Consider the following 20333-nt stretch of genomic DNA (forward strand, 5'->3'; position numbering starts at 1 on the left):
AAGACGTTACATTATCTTCTGAAACATATAGCGCACCTTGTCCAGGCGGCTGTTTGGACGGCGGGGCTGGATGACTGGCTTGCCGACAGCGGCCTGATACCCTTTCAGTTCTGTAAGGCATACGCTCTGCCCGTTGGTGTAAAAGGCCAGATCAGTACGGTATGCCTGTATACAGCGGGCGGGAATCTCGCCAGTAAAGACAACTTCATCCTTTTTTTCCTGGACCGTTTCGATGGTGGCACAGTATTTCGGTGCATCATGATAAGCCCTGGAAAGATATTCCCGGGGCGCATAGAGGGTGAAGGAGAGATAAGGTTCCAGCAGTTGCGTCCCTGATTCCTTCAATGCCTGTTCCAATACAATCGGGGCCAATGAGCGGAAGTCCGCCGGCGTGCTGACCGGACTGTAATAAAGCCCGTATTCAAAGCAAATCTTACAGTCCGTTACGTTCCAGCCGAACAAGCCCTGCTCCAGCCCGTAACGGATACCATCCCTGACAGCGTTTTGAAAACTCTGGTTCAAGTATCCCAGCGAAACCCGGCTCTCGTATTGTACACCGGAGCCAAGCGGGAGTGGTGTAACAGACAGTCCGATGGATGCCCAAAACGGGTTGGGCGGCACCTCGATATGGATGGTGTGGCTGGCTGCTTTGAGCGGCCGCTCCATATAAATGACGGTGGGTTCCTTTACCACTGTTTCAAGCTTGTATTTTTCCGACAGCAAAGCGGAAACAACCTCCAACTGCACCCGGCCCAAAAAAGAAAGAATGATCTCATGGGTGATGGAATCCACCTCGCAGCGCAAAAGCGGGTCAGTATCCGCAAGTTGCGTAAGAGCGTCCAGCAGCCGTTCTCTTTGCGCTGCCGTTTTCGGCGCAATCGACGTCCGCAGCATGGGGAGGGGGTCCTCACGCCACCTTTTACGAGGGAGCCGGGTTGGGTCCCCTAATACATCGTTTAACCTCACGCTGTCGCTGGGAAGGATAACAATTTCACCCGGATAAGCGGTGTCTGTCCGAACAATTTCCCCTTTGGATGGAATACGCATCTCTGTGATTTTCAGCTTTTCTCTCCCGGCCAGGGCCACCGTATCCCGCAGGCGCAGCGTTCCGCTGTATAGCCGTAGATAGACACGCCGCTGGCCGCAATCTGTATACTCCACCTTGAAAACGCTGCCGCATAGGGCGGCGCTCCCCTGTTCCCCAATCGGTTGGAACAGCCCTGTCACCGCATCCATCAACGGTTGAATGCCAAGGCCCTTTTTGGCGCTGCCATAATAGACCGGGAACAGGGAGGCGTCTTGAACCCGCCGCTGTTCCTCCCGCACAAGTTTTTCCCGGCTGATTGGTTCTCCTGCGATATACTTTTCCAATAATTTATCGTTATTTTCGATGACCGCATCCCATGCTTCTATGTCGGTATTTTCCTCCAGGACTATTTCCGGGGACAGCGACACCGTCTGCTTGATGATAATATCGGCGGAGAGCTTATCCCGAACAGACTGAACCACGCTCTGCAAATCAACGCCAGCCTGGTCGATCTTGTTGATAAAGATAACGGTGGGAATGTTCATTTTCCGCAGGGCATGGAACAGAATACGGGTCTGGGCCTGCACGCCATCTTTAGCGGAGATCACCAAGATGGCCCCATCTAAAACAGCCAAAGAGCGGTACACCTCCGCCAAAAAATCCATGTGGCCGGGCGTATCCACAATGTTGACTTTACATCTGTGCCACTGGAAGGAAGTGACTGCCGCTTGAATGGTAATCCCACGCTGCCGCTCCAAAAACATGGTGTCCGTCCTCGTTGTCCCTTTTTCGACGCTCCCCGGTTCTGAAATGGCTCCGCTGGCATATAGCAGGCTCTCCGTCAAGGTCGTCTTTCCAGCGTCTACATGGGCAAGAATTCCAATATTGATTATTTTCATGTGATTGTCCTCCCTTTACTGCCCCGAAGGGCATAAAAATCCCCAGCAGTAAAATACTTTTACCACTGGGGATGATAATTTGCGGACATACACATATACAGCATACACCTGTTTGTGAGTGCTGTTTTTGGGGATATGTCAAAATTGATAAGGCAAAAGTATTCTTGAATTGGGTACAAAAAACTAAGCCCCTACAAAAGGGACTATCATAATCCTTTGTTCCCACTATTTGATTATAGTTTTATTTAAGAATACCTTGCCGCATATTTTTTACTCCTTTTCTGGAATTGAATTTATTATATCACATCAGTTTTAGGAAAACAAGTATCTAAAAGAAATTTTTCTTCCCCTTATATGTAACAATCATACCGGCTTCCTAACGTTCAGAATGGTTTCTACTGTCTGCTGCGGTGTTTGGTTGGAATTGTCCAGCCAAAAGCCGATCCGTGGTGTTGTCTGCATAAATGTATCGTATAAGGTTTCAACCGTAAAGCCGGAATAGCCTGTTTTCTCCCTGTATCGTTCCCTTTCTTTTATTGTTTCCACATCTGGACAAAGAACGACAACCTCAACAGGGTATTTATGCAGATAATTTATCATTCGGTTTAATTCATCACCGTAGTAGTTATCTTGGATCACTACAGAAAAGCCGTTGTCAAAGTATGACCTTGCCGCATCAGCAGTCAATTTGTATCGAAGGTACAGCTGGCGGACTGCTTCCGCTGATGGGGTAGCTGACATATTTTCTCTGCCTGAAATAATCATTTTTCGGAACACATCACCACGAAGATGGACGCATTTTTCTATTGATTTTGCCAGTAAATCGGAAACTGTAGATTTTCCAGAAGCCATTAAGCCTGTAATGAGATAAATTTTTTGTTTCATTTCACTTCCTCCGGCACAAAAAATATGTACATGTAACTAATTCAACACATTTATAATTTGAATAGGGACATTATAGCATTTACTAAATACAAATTCAATGTATACGGAAAGAAAGATATAAGGAGTGGGAGGGATTCCGCCGTAGTCGGCATTGTAGGAAAATCCAAAAGTTTAGATTTTCCCACAATGCTTATCTTTTGGTCTTTGGTTCGGAATAGTGTAGTGCTGGCGGTCTATCTCTTGTTTTCGGTTGCTTGCTTCCTTACCGTACATGAGCATTTTGTCTGGGCGTATCGGAGCCCTATACCTTCCTGCCAGGCGGCGAAGAGGAATGCCCCCAGGGAAAAACCCGGGGAAAGGGCGCCTATTTTACCCTGGAGCTCATGCCGGAGCTGGCCCCGGGAGAGCGGAAGGAGCTTTGGTTCACTCTGTCCGCCTCCTCCCTATCGCCGGAAGAGGCGGAGAGGACCTGCCGCCGTGTGCAGGGCAGGCGGGAAGAGCTGCTGCGGGAGAAGCGGGAGGTTTACGAAGCCTTGGCGGAAACGGCTGCGTTGCGGTTCCCGAAGCGTCCCGAAATCGAGGAGACCTACCGCTGGACCCAATACCTCAACGACTGGATTGTGCGGGACGTGGAGCAGGTGGGCAGGGGCGCCGTGGCGGGTTATGCGGAGTTTCCCTGGTGGTTCGGCCACGACACCGCCTATCTGGCCCCTGCGCTGCTGATGCAGGGGGACGGGGAGACGGTGAAGAGCACCCTGCGGCTGATCAAGGCCGCCTCCTGCCGGGAAAACGGCAGCGGCCGGGTGGTGCATGAAATCTCCAACAACGGGGTGGTGTTCTATGAGGGCATGACCACGGAGACGCCGCAGTTTGCGGACGCGGTGTGGCGCACCTACTGCTGGACCGGGGACGAGGATTTCCTGCGGGAGATGTACCCCTTCTGCCAAAAAGGCGCGGAGTATCTGGACTCCCTCTGTGTGGATGGGCTGCCCACAGGCTACGGTGTCACGGAAATCGCGGGGCTTGACTGTATCTGCTGCGATACGGCGGTCCACGCTGTCCGGGATTACCAGGCGCTGATGCAGATGGCGGGGGCTCTGGGAAAGCAGGAGGAGGCGGAGCGGTACAGGCTGCGTATGGAGGAAACCTTCAGCGCCTTTGAGCGGCTGATGTGGCTGGAAGAGCAGGGGCTTTACGGGGATATGGCCGCAACGAAGGAAGAAATCCTGCCCCGCGCCCAAACCTGGCAGATCACCCTGAAGGGCTTTCCCATCACCGACGTGGATGAAATCGAAGGGTATGAGAGCTGCAAGCAGGATAAATCTCCGGAGGAGGAAGCGGAGAAGCTGCGGCTGCGGGAGCGGATGCAGGCTGTGATCCGGGAGGCGGAAACCATGGAGGAGGGGGAGCGCCGGGCCTTTTTCCTGTTTGGCCTGGGTCATTCCGCCCTGCCCGTGGAATATGGCTTTGTGGAACAGGAACGGGCCGCGGCCATCCTGGAGAAGACGGGCTCCGGCTTCCGGCCCGCAGAAATTGCGGGGGAACACATCATGCCCATCGGCACGGGCCACCGCATTGTGGCGGAATATGCCGCCGGGAACCCGGAGCGGGTGCTGGAGGGGATGCAGCTGGTGGCGGAAAGCTTCGGGAGGGTCACCCCGGGCGCCACCAGTGAAATCTATCCCGATTCCGGCTGCTTTGTCCAGGCCTGGAACAGCTTTGCCACCATGTGGCCCGTGGCCGCCTGCATCTTCGGCGTCTCTCCCGACGCGGCCCGCAAAAGGCTGAGCCTCAAGCCCTGCCTCTGTGAAGAGATGGACGGGGTGGAGCTGAAGAACCTGGTGATCGGCGGGGAGCGCTTTACCCTCCGGGCCCATGTGGGGGAGGAAACCTGGGTGGAGCTCAGCGCTCCGGAGGGCTGGACCGTGGAGTGCACCCTGCCTCTGAAACCCATGAACCGGTGAGTCCGGTTTCGCGTCACAAAGAGGCGTTTCTACAGCCGAAGTAAAGCAAGATGGTTTTCCAAAAAGCAAAGCGCCGGATCAATCCTGATCCGGCGCTTTGCTTTTTGGAATGAGAACGTGAAGCACTGCAGGTGTGGAACCCTGGGCAGAAGAAAAGGGAACGGCCCGTGAAACGGACGGCCCGGTTACTGGGGGCCTGCCGTGTGGTGCAGGGACATGGGCTTCACGTTGAAATTCGAGCGGTACTCCGTCTCCTGCCAGAAGATATCCTCGGCCACCAGGCATTCCGGGTTCAGGGCGACGCCCTCCAGGATGAGTTCCTTAAATTTCTTGTAGCCCGCCCGGTCGATGAGGTGTCCGCCGTGCAGGTATTCGGGCTTGTAATCCATAACCCAAGCGGAGAATTTCTGCCAGTTGCGCAGCGCGCTGAGAACCACCTCCTCGGTGGCCCAGTTAAGGAACATCTTGCCGGTGCGGGGGGTCTGGCGGCCTGTGCGCCCGCCCAGGATCACCCGGTAGAACTTGGTTTCCTGCCGCGTCCAGGCGCTGGCGGGGCAGGCGCGCACGCATTCGCCGCAGCCGATGCAGCAGCAGGCGTCCTTTTCGATTTTTCCGGTGTTTTCATTGAGGGAAAGCACCCGGGTGGAACCTTTCTCGCAGGCACGGACGCAGGCCCCGCAGCCAATGCAGCGCTCCGGATGGTAGGTCATCTTCGCCACCCCGATGATGCCGAAATCGCAGAGATGGGCCTTGTTGCAGTCGTTGGGGCAGCCTGCAATGTTGATTTTGATATGGTAATGGCTGGGAAAGATGATGGGTTCGATTTTCCTAGCCAGCTCAAAGGTGTTGCAGTTGGCGCAGATGCAGTGGTAGTTGCCGATGCAGGCCGTGATGTTGCGGGCGCCGATGGTGGGATAGCCCCCCTCCGGGTCCCAAGGCTGGGGTTCCTGGGAGACCGTGTCCAGATCCACGCGGCAGAGCTGTTCGTCCACCTCGCGGATATACTGCTCCAAATAGGCATTGACGGCCGGGATGTTCCCGTAGGGAATTCCGGTGATGTCAAAGGTCTGGCGGGTGCCGAAATGGAAGTTCCCATCTCCCCAGGTCTTGGCGATATGCTCGATTACAGAGAGGTAGGCCGCGTCGAGAAAGCCGCCCGGAACACGCATCTGCAGCATGAATTCGCCGGGCACCTTGGACTGGCGGAAGCAGTTGGTACGGGCCTTTTTGATGTTGATATCCTGATTCATAACTCCCGGCTCCTTTCTCAGTCCACAAGCCTGCGGGCCACCGTGTAGGGAAACACGGGTCCGTCCAGGCAGACGTATACCTCATCAATCCGGCAGTGCCCGCATTTGCCCACGGCGCAGGACATCTTCCGTTCAAAACTCATCCAGATTTTTTCCGGGGCCGCGCCGCATTTGAGCAGCTCCAACCCGGTAAATTTCATCATGGGCGGCGGCCCCACCACGATGACGGCGTACTGGTCTCCAAAGGTGTCAAAGGGGATTTCCCCCACGAATTCCGTCACCAGGCCTGTGCGCCAGCCTTCCTTGGTTCCGGAGTCCAGCGTGTAGACGGCGGAAAAGCTCTCCTTCCAGCGCTCCAGCTCCTCCCGGAACACAATCCCCTCTTCATTCTTAAAACCGCAGATCAAATGGACGTCCCGGACGAAGGAGGGGTTCTCTTCCAGATGCCGCAGCAGGGACCGTACCGGCGCGACGCCGGTACCCCCGGCAACCACCACCAGATGTTTCCCCTGGAGCTGTTCCAGGGGCCAGCCCTTTCCGTAGGGCCCCCGCAGGAACAGCACGTCGCCCGCCTGCTTGGAGAAGATGCAGTCCGTCACCCGGCCGACAGACCGGATGGTAAATTCCAGCCATCCCTCTCCCTGGGCGGAAACGGAGATCGGCGCCTCGCCCACCTTGGGGATGGAGAGCTGCATGAACTGGCCGTGCTGGGGTTTGGCGTCCGTGGCGACCCGGAAGGTCCACTCGTGCCCGCTCTCCCGGTGAACCTTTAAAATCTCGCAGGGCATTGGTAAAACAGGATTCTGCATAAGGGTTCCCTCCTTTACGGCTGTACGCCGGCGCCGGCCTGAGCCCGGCTTTGTTCCTCTTGGATTTCCTGCACGGCGGCGGACATTTTACGCACGGTTTCGACGATAGAGATGAATTCCGGGCAGCGGTGGATACAACGCCCGCAGCCCACGCACATGTGGGACTCCCCGAAGCGGGCCTTGTAATCGTGAAATTTGTGCAGCACCTTGTAGCGCATCCGGTCGCCCGGGGTGGGCCTGAGCTCCCGCTGCCCCGCCATCTGGTCGAAACCGGCCACCTGGCAGGAGGCGGCCACACGGCGCCGTTCCCCTACCTCGGCGTTGTCCCCATAGAGTACATCCCGGGTGGTAAAGCAGGTGCAGGTGGAACAGGCCACCGTGCAGCTGCCGCAGGAGGTGCAGCGGCTGTCGAATTCCTTCCACATGGGGTGCTTCTTCAGCGCCTGGTACACGCCTTCATCGGAGAGGTCCGGCGGTTCCACCTTCAGGACGTTCTCCTCCACAAACGCAGGGGTATAGCTGGTTTCCGGCATGCCCTGGAAATAGGGGAGGAACGCCTCCTCCTTAAGCTGTACCTGCATCCCCTCCGCAGAGAATTTCACCGCCATGGAACAGTCCTCAGTCCGGTTGGTCCCCATGGAGACGCAGAAGCAGGTGTCGTCCCCGCCGCCGCATTCCATCATGGCGAATTTCACCAGGTTCCGGACGCGGGTGTAATAGAAGTCCTCAAACCCGCCGTTCCCGGCATAGATTTTCGCCTGGATGCGCTGGGCGTGGATGTCGCAGGGGCGCGCAAACAGCAGGATGGGTTTTTTCGGCCCTTTGCTCTCCCGAAATTCATCTTCTGTAAAGTAGAACAGCGTCTGCTGAATCGGGGAGACGGCCTCCTTTGCCGGATAGTCGGATTTTGTTTCCCATACAATGTCGCTGAACTTTTCCACCCGGTCGTACCGGACGATATCCGTGTCGGAATACCGCCCCGCTTTTGGAAAACGTTTCGGCGCGCAGACTGTAAAGTCCCTGGACAGCGCCCTGAGAACCTCATCCGCCTGGGCCGCGCTCAATGCATATTCCATTTCCAAACCTCCCTTGGCTGTCAAAGCCGCGCTGCGGCTGCAGCCTTATTAACAGTATAATAGCACATTGCATGAATCTGGAAAAATGATTGTTATTTATTGGAGGATAACAAATTCTTATGGTTCCTGACAGAGCTCCCGGAAAATGCTGTGGAATTCCGCCTCGTAAATGCTGCCCTTCCGCCAGAGAAAGGTGAATTCATGATAAACCTCAAAATCCGCCAGCCGGACCTTCTGTATGGAGCCCTCCTGCAGCTCCTTTTCCACGGCTTTCTGGTAGAGGAAGGTGATGCCGCAGTCCGCCTTTACCAGCTCTTTAATCACAAGCAGGTCGCTGATTTCGACGATGTGCCGGAAGTCCGAAAAGCGGCAGCCCTTTTCCCCCAGGACCCGTTCCAGCACCTCCCGGCTGCCGGAGCCGGGGTTCCGCAGGATCAGGTTTTCCCGGAACATCCCGGAAAGAGTCAGCGGCTGCGGGGGGAGCGCATGGCGGGAAGAGCAGACGCAGATGTAGGGCTCCATGGTCCACAGCAGGGAATCGAACTCGCTTTTGGTGTAATAGCCTTCCACCACGGCAAAGTCCAGCTTTCCTTCGTTCAGGCTGTTGAGCAGGTTCTGGGTGTTGTCCACCAGCATGTGCACGTCGGTCTGCGGGTGCCGGTGCAGAAATTTGGCCAGCCGGGCCGGCAGGGCATATTCGCCGATGGTCAGAGTTGCGCCGAAGCGCAGGGACTGGCGGACGTTTTCCAGATCCTGCAGGTCCCGCTTCAGCTTCTGTTCGTCGTGGACCATGGCGGTGGCGGCCCAGCGCAGCTGTTCGCCCGCAGGGGTTAGGCGCAGCTGTTTGTTGCGGTACTCAAAGAGCTCTGTTCCATAATATTTCTCCAAATACTGAATATGCTGGGTCACCGCGGGCTGGGTGATATTTAAGGCTTCTGCCGCCCTGGTGAAATTCAGGGTCCGGCAGGCCTCCAGAAACGTTTCCATACGAAAGTCAAGCATTTCGCCCTCTCCTCTCCTTTCCTTCCAGTATAACGCGGCGCGGCGGATTTTCAAGCTTAAAATCCGGATATGGCGCAGGGCAAACAGGCCGGCCAGCCGCGAAGTAGCGCAGCTGGCCGGCCTGTTTGCCCTGAAAAGGGATTTTTTTATTTTGAAGCTCTGCAGGCGAAAGGCCCCTGCGGCTGCCGCCCGCGGCCCGGCCGTCAAATCCGGAGCCGAAGGGAGCGGCGCTCACACCAGCATGGAGCCCGCATCCAGACGAATGCCCGCGCCGGTGATGTTCGAGGCCTCTTCCCCCGCCAGATACAGGGCGAGAAAGCCCGCGTCCTCCGGGTCGCACATGCCTCCCAAGGGATGGCCGGGGTTCCTTTCAATTTCCGGAAGCCTGCGCACCTTGAAGGGGAAGCCGCCGGTCTTCCCCTCGATACGGCAGCCGCCCAGCTCGACGGCGTTCACCGTGATGTGGGAGGAGGCCAGCTCCAGCGCGGCCTCTCTGGTAAACATGCGGATGGCTCCCTTGGTCATGGCATAGCCCGGGTCGAACAGGGTGGGGCGCTTGCCGTGGATGGAGGACAGGTTGACGACCCGGGGGCTCCTGCTCCGCCGCAGATAGGGCAGGCAGGCCTGCAGGGCCCGCCAGTAGCCGCCGATGTTGATGTCCCACACCCGGCGGAACGTCTCTTCGTCGTACTCGTGGAGGAAGAGGTTGGGCTGCAGGGCCGCGTTGTTTACCAGCACGTCGATGCCGCCGTACCGCTCCGCCGTGGCCGCGGCCATGGCCTCCAGCTGGGCCCGGTCCGTCACGTCGGCCCGGTACAGGAACGCCTCCCCTCCCATGGCCTGAATTTCCGCCAGGGTCTTTTCCGCCAGCTCCCGGCTGCTGTTCCAGCCGATGCACACCCGCATGCCGGCGGCGCAGAATACCCGGGCGATGCCCGCGCCCACGCCTTTTCCGCCTCCGGTGATCAGCGCCGTGCGGCCTTTCGGAGAGGGGCGGCGGGGATCTCCGTGCAGGAAGGGAGCGGGGACCTCCGGATCCGCGGGCCCTTCGGGGCGCTTCCCGGTTTCCTGCTCCCCATAGTACAGGCTCATACCGCCGTCCGCCCGCAGGTCCGCGCCGTTGAGCAGGGCCGCCTCCCCGGAGAACAGGAAGGAGAGCAGCCCGGCCAGCTCCTCCGCCTCCGGCAGGCGTCTTCCGGGATACTGCAGCTGAGGTTCGTTGTACAGGTTGGAGCGGCTGTTCCGGTTGGACAAATCGCTTTCCATCACGCCCCGCTGCACATAGTGGCAGGAGATGCCCTTGGGGGCAAAATCCAGGGCGGCCTCCCGGCAGAGCATTTGAACCGCGGCGCAGCCCAGGGAGTGGAGAAAGGCGCAGCCGGTGGGCTTTTCCGCGTGCAGGTCCCCCAGGAATACCAGGCTTCCCCCGCGCAGGGCATTCCCGGCCGCCCGGGCGGTCTGCAGTGCGCTTCCCCCGCGCAGGGCATTCCCGGCCGCCCGGGCGGTCTGCAGTGCGGCCAGGGGCCCTTCCCGGAAAGCCCGGTCCCAGAGCTTGTCGTCCGCCAGGGCGACGTCGGCCCTCAGGGGCGGCGGGGCGGGGTGCAGGACACAGGTCTCGGGCCCCAGCCCGCGCAGCAGCTGTTCCAGCCCTTCCTGATCCAGAGGGTCGATCCGCACCTTCCGGCAGTTTTCCGGCACAGGCTCTTCGGAAAGGCAGTTGAGCACAACGGAAAAGCCCCTGTCCGAAAGGCTGCGGGCCAGCCTGCGGGCCACAGGTCCCCGGTCGTCTGTCAGAAAAACCGGTTTCCCGGCCCGGGATGGCGGATAAGGTTTGCCGGCCCCACCCGGGACCGGTACAAAAGCATGCTCCATAAAAAAACTCCTCCAAAACTCCAGCCGTGCAATTCACGGCCTTTTTCACCGCTCAATATACGCCGCCGCGCCGCAAATTGCAAGCCCCAGTTGAAAAGTTTTGCCCGGGCTTTCCCAAAGCCCGGGCGGCTTGCTGAAAACACAGTCTGCAGAAAAAGCGGCGTTACGAGGGATAGGTCCGCGGTGTTTTTGTAAAAAAAGCGGGAATGGACCCTCGTACGGCGCCTTCCCTGGTGAAAAGAGAAGGCGCGGCTTTACGCGGGCTTGGCGGGAAGACGCAGCCCTTCGAAGAAAGCGTCAAAGGAATGAATTCCATAAATCTGTTTTAGAGCGATCAAAACGCTGATACGCACGCTGTATTTCCCCTGCTCCATTTTGGCCAGAATGTCCTCCGTCATGGGGACGCCCAAGAGCTCCAGCTGTGCGGAAGCGTCCCGCTGTGTCAAATTCGCCTTTTTGCGCAGAGCCTTGAGGTTTTGTCCAATGGAGAGATCCTGTTTTAACTTGTTTGACATAAGCGCCTCCTGAAATCAGAAACAGTTTCCGGATGAATACATCCATCTTGATTCTAACCTAAATTCTATGGTATGATTGGATAAATACATCCAGTTAATACCATGGAAAGTAAAAGGAGGCTGCTAAACAATGGAAAGCGGTAAGGATAAAGAATTTTACGATATCTTAGAAGAGATGGGTAAGTTACCTATTGGGATACAAAGAGCTCTTTGGTGGGTAATCAGACATCTTGATTTTATTGAAGCAGTATGCAAAGAAACTAATATGACTGTAGAAGAATTTGAAAGATATGAAGTAATTGCGAGAGAAAAGAATGATTACCTATTTCTAGTTCTTATTCAAGTGGTACAACAAATATATAAAAATAGTAGCGATAGTGATAAAACCAGAAATTAGTAAAGCAAAAAACTATAAAATCATCTATCCGTGTGCTTCAGGCGGATATAGGTAGATGAAACATGTATGCTATTGAAGCTGTGTCCTTTTACCCTTTTGCCTGCCGCAGGAGCCGGGACGACGGTTCTCTTATTCTGCCTGGGAGAGGGCCATTCAGCCCTCCTCCGCCTGTGCCGCGGGCAAAGGGGAGCCTTTCTGTTTCAGCCGGTAGAGGGCGAAGCCCAGAAGCCCGGCGGCGAAGATGAGGGAGGCGCAGGTGAACATGACGCCGTAACCGGCGCTGTCCGCCCCGCAGGCCCCCACCATAGCGCCGGCCAGCATGGGGCCCAGCCCCTGGCCCACGTCCCCGCCGATGTAAAAGGTAGAGGAGGCCACGCCGCTTTTTTCCGGCGGCAGCAGCTTCAGGGAGGCCGCCTGCAGGGTGGGCTGGCCGCTGCCCTGGCCCATGGCCTTGAGCACCGCCGCCAGGGAGACCATCCACAGCGCCCCCGCACGGCCTAAAAGCAGCAGCGCGGCGCCGTCCAGCAGCATGGCGGGGAACACCAGCAGCAGTCCGTTTTTACGGTCAGAGAGCTTTCCCGCCAGAGGCCGCACCAGCAGCAGTACCGCAGCGTTTACAGTGAAATAGAGGCCGATGTTGACGATCCCGCGCACGTCCCCCAGCAGGGCTATATAGGAGCCGATGATGCCGTTGCTCATGGAGAACAGGCCGCCCAGCAGGGCCAGGGGCAGCACTTTCAGGGAGACCAGGTCGTCCAGGCGGATACCTTTCCGGGCGGTTCCCTTGGGCGAAGGGGGTTGGGTGAGGGGGATGAGCAGGGCGAAGCCCGCTGCTGCGAACAGCAGGATGCCGGAGATGACGTAGGAGAGCCCGAAGCCGAAGGCATCCCCCAGGGAAAGGCCCAGGGAGGGGCCTATGGCGGTGGCGAAAATATTCACCAGGCCGTAATACCCCACGCCCTCCCCCAGCCTGCTGCGGGGGACCAGGGAGGCAATCATGGTGACGTTTACGGTGCCGCTGAAAGCGAAGGCCACACCGTGCAGGATGCGGAACGCAATCAGCAGCGGCACTGTGCGGGAGACGGAATAGCCCAGCGCCGCCAAGCCCATGACGCAGGTGGAAAAAATCAGCAGCCTTTTGCGGTTGACCCTGTCCGCCACCAGACCGCTGAAGGGCCGGGCAACCAGGGCGGTGATGGAGAAGAGTCCGGAAATCACCCCCGCCGCGGCGACGGAGGCGCCCAGGCCCACCGCGTATTTGGTGATGGTGGGGTTTACCATGTAAAAGCAGGTGGAGGTCATGGTACCCATGGCGATGAGCAGCAGATAGGAGCCCGTCCACAGCTTTTCTTTTTGTGTTTGAGACTGTTTGCCCATGGAATTGTCCGTGCCTGCAGGCCTGCGCCGCCCCGTGGGGGGAGGCGGGCCGCGGCGTCCTTTCTTCTGTTTTGTTTCAATACTTTTAAAAAAGAGGCCGGACGGCGCAAGCTTTCTTGCACCGTCCGGCTGTTTTATCCGGCGCTGTGCGCGCCGGGAAGGTTCCCGCAGTACCGGCTCAGTGGAGAACGGTGACGTTTTTCTTCGGCGCGAAGGGGTTGGGGGCCACCGGCATGAAGGCCTCATAGAGGGCGTCGTCGAAGTTGTGCAGGACCTTGCAGTCCCGGTCAAAGATCATGGTAGCCACGTCTCCGGGCTTGCAGGGCGTCCATTCCGGCAGGGAGGGGCAGCTGGGCACGCCGTACCGGGCGAAGTTTACCCAGGCGGAAGCCATCCTGTCCTCCAGCTGGTCGGATACGCCGGGGATGTTGCAGATGAGCACCTTGTCCGTGTTGTGGAAGAAGAAGGGGATGTCGGAGCAGTGCCAGGCCGGCTTGCCGTCATCCATGGGAAATTCGTAGGTAAAGAGGTAGTTGTAAGTGGGGGCTTCGGGATGCTCCGCCTTTTTCAGGGCGAAATCCTTGCTGGGCTTGCGGGAGAAGCCGTCCAGCACCAGCAGGTCGGTGAGGTTCTTTTCCGGATAGCATTCCCGGAACAGCTTCGCCAGGGTATCGGCAGCGTCTCCGTACTCCTCGCGCAGCATGGCCATCTGCTCTTCCTCGGTGAGGTCGTATTTGTGGGGGACGCCGGGGCCGAAGCCGAACTCCGCCATCACGGTGCCCACGATGACCGGGATGGTCTTGGCATGGTCTGTAAAGCCCACGCTCCGGGGCTCGCCCAGGTAGAAATCGTTGGGGGTGGGGGCGCAGCCCACATAGCCGCCCGCCGCCTTGATGGCGGGGCTTACCTTCTTGTAGGCCTCGGCCAGCGCCTCATAGGGCAGGGTTTCCAGCTTTTCAATTTCATCCGCGGTGAGGCCCAGCTCCTTGAGCATGCCGTCCACCAAGGGGCGGCTGTCTGTGGAATCGCAGAACATGATGCCGTCGGCCACGCCGCTCATGATGATGCCTTTGTGGAACAGGCCGTCCGCCGCGGGAGTCTGCATCAGGGAAGAAACCTTTCCGCCGCCGCCGGACTGGCCAAAAATGGTGACGTTCTCAGGGTCGCCGCCGAAGGCCGCGATGTTGTCGTGCACCCACTGCAGGGCTGCAACCAGGTCGGCGTTGCCCGCGTTGCCGGAATTCTTGTATTTTTCGCCGTAGGGAGAGAGGTCCAGATAGCCCAGGATGTTCAGCCGGTGGTTGAGCGTGACCACAACCACGTCTCCGAACTTCGAGAGATTCTCGCCGTCGTAGGCCATCTGCTCAATGGAGGAGCCCGCGCTGAAGCCGCCGCCGTGCAGCCATACCATGACGGGTTTTTTGGCCTCTTCACAGAGAGACTGGCTCCAGATATTCAGGTACTGGCAGTTTTCGTCCTTGGGCCAGTAGCGGTGGGGCACCATGATCTCGCCCACAGCGGTTTCTTTGTCCAACATGGGGGAGACATAGCCGTAGGAGAGGGCGTCTTTCACGCCGTCCCAGGGCTCCACGGGCCGGGGCATCTGGAAACGGTCCGCATCGGCATATTTGATGCCGTGGAAGGTGTAGGTGCCGTCCACACAGAAGCCGCGCACTTTGCCGGCCTTGGTGGAGACAACGGGTTCGGTGGTGGAGCACACAAATTTCTTTGCCATGATTTTTTACTCCTTTTCTCCAAAAGCATATTTTTTATAGGTACAGTATAGCGGGCCCCAGGGGGGAACCGCTATAACGCCCGTGCTGTAAATTGGCATTTTTGTGCCGCCGCGCAGGGCGGCCCGGAAGGAGGCCGCTTTATGCGCCGTATGCCTTCCGGTATTCGTTGGGGGCCAGGCCGGTCTTTTTTTTGAAGAGCTTGGAAAAGTAGGAAAAATTGGAATAACCCGCCTTCACGGCGATGATGCTGACCGGGTAGGAAGTGGTGGAGAGCAGGTTTTGGGCCAGCTCAATTTTCCGGTTGGTGATGTAGTCCGCCAGGGGTTCCCCTGTCTCCTTGCTGAACAGGTGGGAAACGTAGCTTTCCGACAGGTAAACCTGTTCGGCCAGCTCCTTCCGGGTTAAATCCAGGTCCAGGTGGGCGTTGATGTACTCCTTGAGCTGGTTTACCAAGGCGTGCTCGGTGCTGCCCTGAAGCAGGGGCAGCGTCTTGTTGTATTCCAAAAGGGCGTCGAACCAGGCGCGCAGGTCGTCCGCGGAATTTCTGGCCCGGACCAGCAGGGCCAGGTAATTGTTGGTGGTGTAGATGTCCCCCTCCTTCACGTTGCGCATCCGCAGCGAGGCGAAAAAGGCCCCCATGATCTGCTGGTAGAAAAAGAAGAGCACATTGGCGGAAACGCCCGGGGTGCGGCCGATCTTTTCCAGGCAGCTTTCCAGCTCCTCCCGCAGCTTGCCGTCCTCCCCGTGGGAGAAAAAGCGGATCCAGCTTTCAAAGTCGGTGTAGGGGGCCAGCATGGCGCTGAGCCGCTCCACCTCCTCCCTGGGCGGACGGGGATGTTCGGGAAAGACAATGCCGCGCACGAAGGGGTCCGATTCCTCGAAGGCCCGCAGCTTCCGGTACTGTTTGTCCAGCCCGTTGAGGGGGACGGCGCTGCTGGCCAGGCAGCTGCAGTGGATGGAGAGGCTTTGGGCGCAGGCGTCCAGCCACAGCTTCAGGGTCTCGTACAGCCTGCTGTTCTGCTGCTCGCGCATGACCGCCAGCAGATGGATGTCGTCCAGCTGCAGAAAGAACACGTTGTCCGTCTCCCCCGCAAGCTCCGCGCACTGGGAAAACAGGGCGCAGATGTTGTTGATGGCGCTCTCCGTGTCCCACCGGCCCAGGGAGACATGCTCATCCTTCACCGTGAGCAGGACCAGCATGTATTTTTTCCGGACGTCCGCCGGGATGCCCAGCAGCAGGATATCTTTGGCGATGCTTTCCAGCCTTTTATTGCTCTCGGTGAGGATCAGGTTCGTCCAGAAATGCCGCACCAGGACCTCCCGGTTTTCGATGACCGCAGTGCCGATTTCCGAAAGCCCTCGGTTTTCCCGTTCGTTGTAGATGTGGTTCATCAGCCGTTTCAGGCTCAGCTCCAGCTCCCGGTAATCGATGGGCTGCACCAGGTATTCGAAGCTGCCCAGCTTCAGGGCGGTCTGGGCGTAGTCGAACACCGCGTGGGAGGTGAGGAAGATCCCTTCGGTGCGGGGATAGTTCTCCCGCACCCAGCGGAAGAGCTCCAGCCCGTTTTCAATGGGCATTTCAATATCGCAGACCAGGATATCCACGGCCTGCGCCTGGAACCATTCCTTTGCCTGCAGCGCGGAATTGGCTGTCAGCACCTCCGGAGAGCCCAGGGCTTTCCAGTCCACCCCGGCCAGGATGCCGTCCAGCACACTTTGCTGATCGTCAACCAGCAGCAGTACCATTTGCAGTTTCCTCCTTTTTGCTGTTGACGGGCAGGAAAATTTCCGACACCGCGCCGTCTTTGTTGCTGAGAATAAAGTAGGCACGTTCCCCGTAAATCAGGGAAAGCCGCGCCCTGAGGTTGAAAAGGCCGATGTGCCCCTTCAGCCGCCCCGCGTCCTCGGCGTAAAAATCCTCCAGCAGCTGTTCCGGGTATCCGGCGCCGTTGTCGGCCACCTGGATGTGGAGATAGCTCTCCCCATCCAGGTCCTCCAGGCGGATCGCAATGGAGATCCGCAGGGTCCTGCCGTATACGGGGGCGTATTTGATGGAATTCTCCACAAAGGTCTGCAGGATCAGGGAAGGCACCTCAACCTGGGACAGGCCGCTCTCCGCGGAAAGGGTCACATGGATGGGGAAGCCCTTGCCGATTTTCTGGATATTCACATAATTCTGGGTGTGGGTGAGCTCCTCCCCCAGAGGGATCATGGCGGTCAGGTCGTAGGCGATATACTGGAACTGCTCCGAAAGGCTCAGCAGCATTTTCTGAATCTCCTCATTTTTGCCGTTCTGGGCCAGGCCGTACAGGGATTTCAGGGAGTTCAGGTAAAAATGGGGCTTGAGCTGCAGCTGATAGTACTGTAACCGGTACTGCTGCTTTTGCAGCTCCTCCTCGTAAAAGCGGATGCGCAGCTCCTTGATCTCCTCGGTCATGCTGTCGAAGGTGTCGTATACCTGCTGGATTTCCCTGGCCGCCCCGCTGCCGGAGCGCCACTCATAGGCGCTGTTGCGCAGGGAAAGGATGTTCCCCCGCAGGTCCTTCAGGGGTTTTGTGACCCGCCAGTGCAGGAACAGCAAGGTAAAGGCCACGGAAAACGCCGAGAGCAGGATCAGGCCCCAGAAAACGGCCTGAGAAAAACGGAGGTCTGAGATGAGGGAGGCGGAGGAGACGGCGCAGACCAGGATGGCGGGCAGGGTGTCAAACGGATGCTCCACCGTAAGATAGCTGTCTGCGGGAAAAAGGAAAAAGGGGCTGTCTCCGGCGTCGTCCAGGGACAGGAGCTGCTCTTCCGCCACGCCGCCTATCTCCGTGATAGGGACGCCGTCCGGACCGGCAAAATACACCAGCTGATTGGCCGAGGGGGCAAGAACATCCTGAGCCAGGCTGCCGCCCAGCAGAACCGCCTTGCCGATATAGACGCCCCCGCCGCCCACAATCCTTGCCAAAACCCAGCTGTCCCCGGCGGGTTCCAGAAGCCAGCCGGAGGTGTCAAAGCTTTCCTGGGACTGAAGGGCTGTGAAAAAGGAGCTGTAGCGCATGCTGCGCTTATCCTCTGCGGAAATGTCCTGGCCCATGGAGAAATAAAACTGCCTGCCGTCGTAGACAAAGGAGACGCCCGCGCTGCCTGCGGCCACGGAGAGGTCCTGGGATAGGCTGTAGGCGTAATGGTACCGCTCCTCCGGGGTGGCGGCGTTTTTCAGGTACCGCACGTCGATGCTGTTGATGTAGAGGGCGGCCAGCCCGTTCTCAATATCCCGGAAGCTCTCTTCAAAAACAGCCGCAGCGGAGTCGATGCTCATGCGGTAGGACTCTTCCGTCTTTTCAAAGATGCTGCGGATGGAATGGTTGCTGAAAACAATGAACATCAGGTCCACCGGGATAATGGAGACCAGCAGGCAGAGGATGACGGAGGTACGGATGGAAAAGGTTCTTTTTTTCATATGAGAGCCTCCTTTCAAGACGTGATTTACAGAAGAGAAGGACAGGCCTTCCGTACCCCTGTCCCACGTCCGTGATTCAACCTGATACCACACCTGCGGTGGGCGGGCCGCGCTCCACAGCTCTTGGGAGATTCCGGCCTTCTGCCCGTGCCGCAGGCTTCAGTGGCTGTTATAACCATACCTGCGGTGGGCGGGCCGCGCATCTCAATCTCTTCGGTTCTTCAGTTCGCCGTACGCGTCTCAAGTTATTTTATCATTATACCATAAAATTGCAAAAAGTGGTGAGAAAATAAGGCGACAGTACCAAAATTAGGAGAAACACGAAAGTGCAAATTGAAAGCACGGCAGTTATAGCCCCGGACCCGGGAAAGCTGGTACTCTTTAGGCAGGAACACGGCGGCAGCACAGCCGCCGGAGAAAATGGAGGGAAGAAAATTGATGAAACAAGCAAAGGGAAAAAGGCTTTTGGCGGCTCTGCTGGCGTTGGCGATGTTCGTTGGGCTGACAGCCTGCGGCGGCCCGTCTGAAAAGACCAGTTCACCGGGGAATGACAGTTCCGAAAAGAGCGCTGCGGAAAGCGGTTCGAAAGCGGAGAGCTCGGAAGCGTCCGCCGGAACCAACGCTGACCCGGTCACCATCGACATGCTGCTTGTCAGCGATGGCAACAGCAAGGATAAGGAACAGCAGGTGGAGGACGCCATCAACGCCATCCTGGAGCCTGCCCTCAACACCACCGTGAAATTTATGATGGTCTCCTACGCCGACCATACGGAGAAAATCAACCTGGTGCTGGCCTCCGGCGACAAGCTGGACCTGTATGAGCCCTTCCAAAGCTACGACAATTTCTATGCCAACGGCTATATGATGGACATCAGCGGCTACGGCGAGTATTACAAGGACATTGCGGAGCTTTTGGGCGAGGGGTACATGGAGTGCGCCCAGATCGACGGTGTGCAGTACGGCCTGCCCTCCCTGAAGGATCTGGCCCAGGATACCTGCGTCATCTTCCGCACAGACGCGCTGGAGGCGGTCAACGCGGATGTGAACGACATTAAAAATTTCGACGATCTCCACGATGTACTGGTGAAGCTGAAGGAAGCCTATCCCGACATCACCCCCCTGATGGGCGGTTCCCAGGGTTCTGCGCTGGGAAATCTCAGAGGAGATTTTGACAACAACCAAATGGCTGACATCCTGGGCAATGGCCTGGGCGTGCTGATGGATCCTGTGAACAGCACGGAGGTTACCGACTATTACCAGAGCAAATCCTACGAGCAGCTCTGCAATTACATGTACGCCTGGAAGCAGGAGGGCCTGTTGGACCGGGATTCCCTCACCTCCGGCCTGGACCTGATGCGTGCGGGAAAATCCCTGTGCTCCGGCTACGCGCTCTCCCCCAAGGCCACTGCGGAAGCCGGCACAAGCGCCGGAAGCGACGTGACGGCCTGGAAGGTCTATGTGGACGCCAATCCCCTGGCCATGACCTCCAACGCCTGGACCTGGTGTGTGAACTCCAACTGCGAGACGCCGGAGCGGGCCCTGGAAATGCTGAACTTCATGTACACCAACAAGGAAATCCAGAACCTGCTTGCCTGGGGTATTGAGGGCGAGGATTACCAGGTCATCAGCGACGAGGGCGTCGGCGTCATCGATTATATGGAAGGACAGGATTCCGGCACGGTCAACTACTACCAGTGGACCAAGTACTCCTTCCCCAACAACTTCCTGCAGTACGTGATGAAGGGCACCAACCCCCACCAGTGGGAAGAAATGGACGAATGGAACAAATCCGCGGATATCTCCCTGGCCATGGGCTTCAACTTTGACGCCACCAACGTGACCACCCAGATCGCGGCGTGCACCAACGTGGTCAATGAATACAACAACGCGCTGACAGGCGGCGAGTTGGATCCTGCCGTGGCGCTTCCCGAGTTCATCCAGAAGCTGAAGAGCGCGGGCATCGACGAGATCGTGAAAGAAAAACAGACCCAGCTGGACCAGTGGCTTGAAGCCAAAAAGAAATAAAACGGCAGGAAGCCCCGCGGGCACAACCCGGCGCGTGTTTGTGCCCGCGGACTT

Annotated in this window: 15 protein-coding genes; 3 read left to right on the forward strand and 12 right to left on the reverse strand. The window is 57.8% G+C overall.

The window, feature by feature from the left end; translation table 11 throughout:
- Positions 1-6: 6 nt before the first annotated feature.
- Together tet(W) and BN3911_RS02310 are read right to left on the reverse strand one after the other, a co-directional pair.
- A complete protein-coding gene (gene tet(W) / locus BN3911_RS02305) occupies positions 7-1926 on the reverse strand; it encodes a tetracycline resistance ribosomal protection protein Tet(W) (RefSeq protein WP_066860834.1) in 1920 nt (639 codons plus the stop codon).
- Between the two features lie 363 nt (positions 1927-2289).
- Positions 2290-2811, reverse strand: a complete 522-nt coding sequence (locus tag BN3911_RS02310) for a P-loop nucleotide/nucleoside kinase family protein (protein ID WP_066860837.1) — start codon at positions 2809-2811, stop codon at positions 2290-2292.
- A 383-nt stretch (positions 2812-3194) separates the two neighbouring features.
- On the opposite strand from BN3911_RS02310, the gene BN3911_RS02315 reads away from it, so the two are divergent.
- Complete coding sequence (locus BN3911_RS02315; protein WP_066860840.1) at positions 3195-4775, forward strand: glucosidase family protein; 1581 nt, start codon at positions 3195-3197, stop codon at positions 4773-4775.
- Between the two features lie 185 nt (positions 4776-4960).
- On the opposite strand, the gene asrC is transcribed toward BN3911_RS02315, so the two are convergent.
- From asrC to BN3911_RS02350, 6 genes are all read right to left on the reverse strand, one after another.
- Complete coding sequence (gene asrC / locus BN3911_RS02320) at positions 4961-6025, reverse strand: sulfite reductase subunit C (RefSeq protein ID WP_066860842.1); 1065 nt, start codon at positions 6023-6025, stop codon at positions 4961-4963.
- 17 nt (positions 6026-6042) lie between these two features.
- Complete coding sequence (gene asrB / locus BN3911_RS02325; protein ID WP_066860845.1) at positions 6043-6834, reverse strand: anaerobic sulfite reductase subunit AsrB; 792 nt, start codon at positions 6832-6834, stop codon at positions 6043-6045.
- Between the two features lie 14 nt (positions 6835-6848).
- On the reverse strand, positions 6849-7910 hold the full coding sequence (gene asrA, locus BN3911_RS02330; protein ID WP_066860847.1) for an anaerobic sulfite reductase subunit AsrA: 1062 nt from the start codon (positions 7908-7910) through the stop codon (positions 6849-6851).
- A gap of 117 nt (positions 7911-8027) precedes the next feature.
- Positions 8028-8912: a LysR family transcriptional regulator gene (locus tag BN3911_RS02335; RefSeq protein ID WP_066860850.1), complete on the reverse strand. Its 885-nt coding sequence runs from the start codon at positions 8910-8912 to the stop codon at positions 8028-8030.
- A gap of 231 nt (positions 8913-9143) precedes the next feature.
- Positions 9144-10784, reverse strand: coding sequence for an SDR family oxidoreductase (locus BN3911_RS16925; RefSeq protein WP_082942026.1), 1641 nt, complete (start codon positions 10782-10784; stop codon positions 9144-9146).
- A 254-nt stretch (positions 10785-11038) separates the two neighbouring features.
- Positions 11039-11299, reverse strand: a complete 261-nt coding sequence (locus tag BN3911_RS02350; RefSeq protein WP_066860856.1) for a helix-turn-helix domain-containing protein — start codon at positions 11297-11299, stop codon at positions 11039-11041.
- A gap of 130 nt (positions 11300-11429) precedes the next feature.
- Here BN3911_RS02350 and BN3911_RS02355 point away from each other — a divergent pair, with 130 nt between their 5' ends.
- Positions 11430-11696: a hypothetical protein gene (locus BN3911_RS02355; RefSeq protein WP_066860859.1), complete on the forward strand. Its 267-nt coding sequence runs from the start codon at positions 11430-11432 to the stop codon at positions 11694-11696.
- Positions 11697-11849: 153 nt separating this feature from the next.
- Here the strand turns inward: BN3911_RS02355 and BN3911_RS02360 are convergent, their stop codons facing one another.
- The 4 genes from BN3911_RS02360 to BN3911_RS02375 form a co-directional block, all read right to left on the reverse strand.
- Positions 11850-13073 (reverse strand): MFS transporter, encoded by a 1224-nt coding sequence (locus BN3911_RS02360; protein WP_066860862.1) that lies wholly within the window; start codon positions 13071-13073, stop codon positions 11850-11852.
- A 178-nt stretch (positions 13074-13251) separates the two neighbouring features.
- A complete protein-coding gene (locus tag BN3911_RS02365; protein ID WP_066860865.1) occupies positions 13252-14808 on the reverse strand; it encodes a carboxylesterase/lipase family protein in 1557 nt (518 codons plus the stop codon).
- 139 nt (positions 14809-14947) lie between these two features.
- Entirely contained in the window at positions 14948-16555 is a 1608-nt protein-coding gene (locus tag BN3911_RS02370; RefSeq protein WP_066860868.1) for a helix-turn-helix domain-containing protein, read from the reverse strand.
- The gene (locus BN3911_RS02375) at positions 16536-18254 is read right to left on the reverse strand and encodes a sensor histidine kinase (protein ID WP_066860871.1); all 1719 of its coding nucleotides are present in this window, start codon (positions 18252-18254) and stop codon (positions 16536-16538) included. The genes BN3911_RS02370 and BN3911_RS02375 overlap by 20 nt, the downstream gene beginning before the upstream one ends.
- A gap of 438 nt (positions 18255-18692) precedes the next feature.
- Between BN3911_RS02375 and BN3911_RS02380 the strand changes: the two genes are divergently transcribed.
- Positions 18693-20279 (forward strand): ABC transporter substrate-binding protein, encoded by a 1587-nt coding sequence (locus BN3911_RS02380; protein ID WP_066860874.1) that lies wholly within the window; start codon positions 18693-18695, stop codon positions 20277-20279.
- Positions 20280-20333 lie beyond the last annotated feature (54 nt).

Source organism: Neglectibacter timonensis, assembly GCF_900048895.1.
In the GTDB taxonomy this organism is placed as follows: Bacteria; Bacillota; Clostridia; order Oscillospirales; family Acutalibacteraceae; genus Acutalibacter; species Acutalibacter timonensis.

Excerpts from the sequence above, each read along its gene's own strand:
- BN3911_RS02365 (WP_066860865.1), bottom strand. The coding sequence starts at position 14,808 with ATGGCAAAGAAATTTGTGTGCTCCACCACCGAACCCGTTGTCTCCACC.
- BN3911_RS02355 (WP_066860859.1), top strand. The coding sequence starts at position 11,430 with ATGGAAAGCGGTAAGGATAAAGAATTTTACGATATCTTAGAAGAGATG.
- BN3911_RS02310 (WP_066860837.1), bottom strand. The coding sequence starts at position 2,811 with ATGAAACAAAAAATTTATCTCATTACAGGCTTAATGGCTTCTGGAAAA.
- asrA (WP_066860847.1), bottom strand. The coding sequence starts at position 7,910 with ATGGAATATGCATTGAGCGCGGCCCAGGCGGATGAGGTTCTCAGGGCG.
- BN3911_RS02350 (WP_066860856.1), bottom strand. The coding sequence starts at position 11,299 with ATGTCAAACAAGTTAAAACAGGATCTCTCCATTGGACAAAACCTCAAG.
- BN3911_RS02370 (WP_066860868.1), bottom strand. The coding sequence starts at position 16,555 with ATGGTACTGCTGCTGGTTGACGATCAGCAAAGTGTGCTGGACGGCATC.
- asrC (WP_066860842.1), bottom strand. The coding sequence starts at position 6,025 with ATGAATCAGGATATCAACATCAAAAAGGCCCGTACCAACTGCTTCCGC.
- BN3911_RS02375 (WP_066860871.1), bottom strand. The coding sequence starts at position 18,254 with ATGAAAAAAAGAACCTTTTCCATCCGTACCTCCGTCATCCTCTGCCTG.
- BN3911_RS02315 (WP_066860840.1), top strand. The coding sequence starts at position 3,195 with ATGCCGGAGCTGGCCCCGGGAGAGCGGAAGGAGCTTTGGTTCACTCTG.
- BN3911_RS02335 (WP_066860850.1), bottom strand. The coding sequence starts at position 8,912 with ATGCTTGACTTTCGTATGGAAACGTTTCTGGAGGCCTGCCGGACCCTG.
- BN3911_RS02380 (WP_066860874.1), top strand. The coding sequence starts at position 18,693 with ATGAAACAAGCAAAGGGAAAAAGGCTTTTGGCGGCTCTGCTGGCGTTG.
- BN3911_RS02360 (WP_066860862.1), bottom strand. The coding sequence starts at position 13,073 with ATGGGCAAACAGTCTCAAACACAAAAAGAAAAGCTGTGGACGGGCTCC.
- BN3911_RS16925 (WP_082942026.1), bottom strand. The coding sequence starts at position 10,784 with ATGGAGCATGCTTTTGTACCGGTCCCGGGTGGGGCCGGCAAACCTTAT.
- asrB (WP_066860845.1), bottom strand. The coding sequence starts at position 6,834 with ATGCAGAATCCTGTTTTACCAATGCCCTGCGAGATTTTAAAGGTTCAC.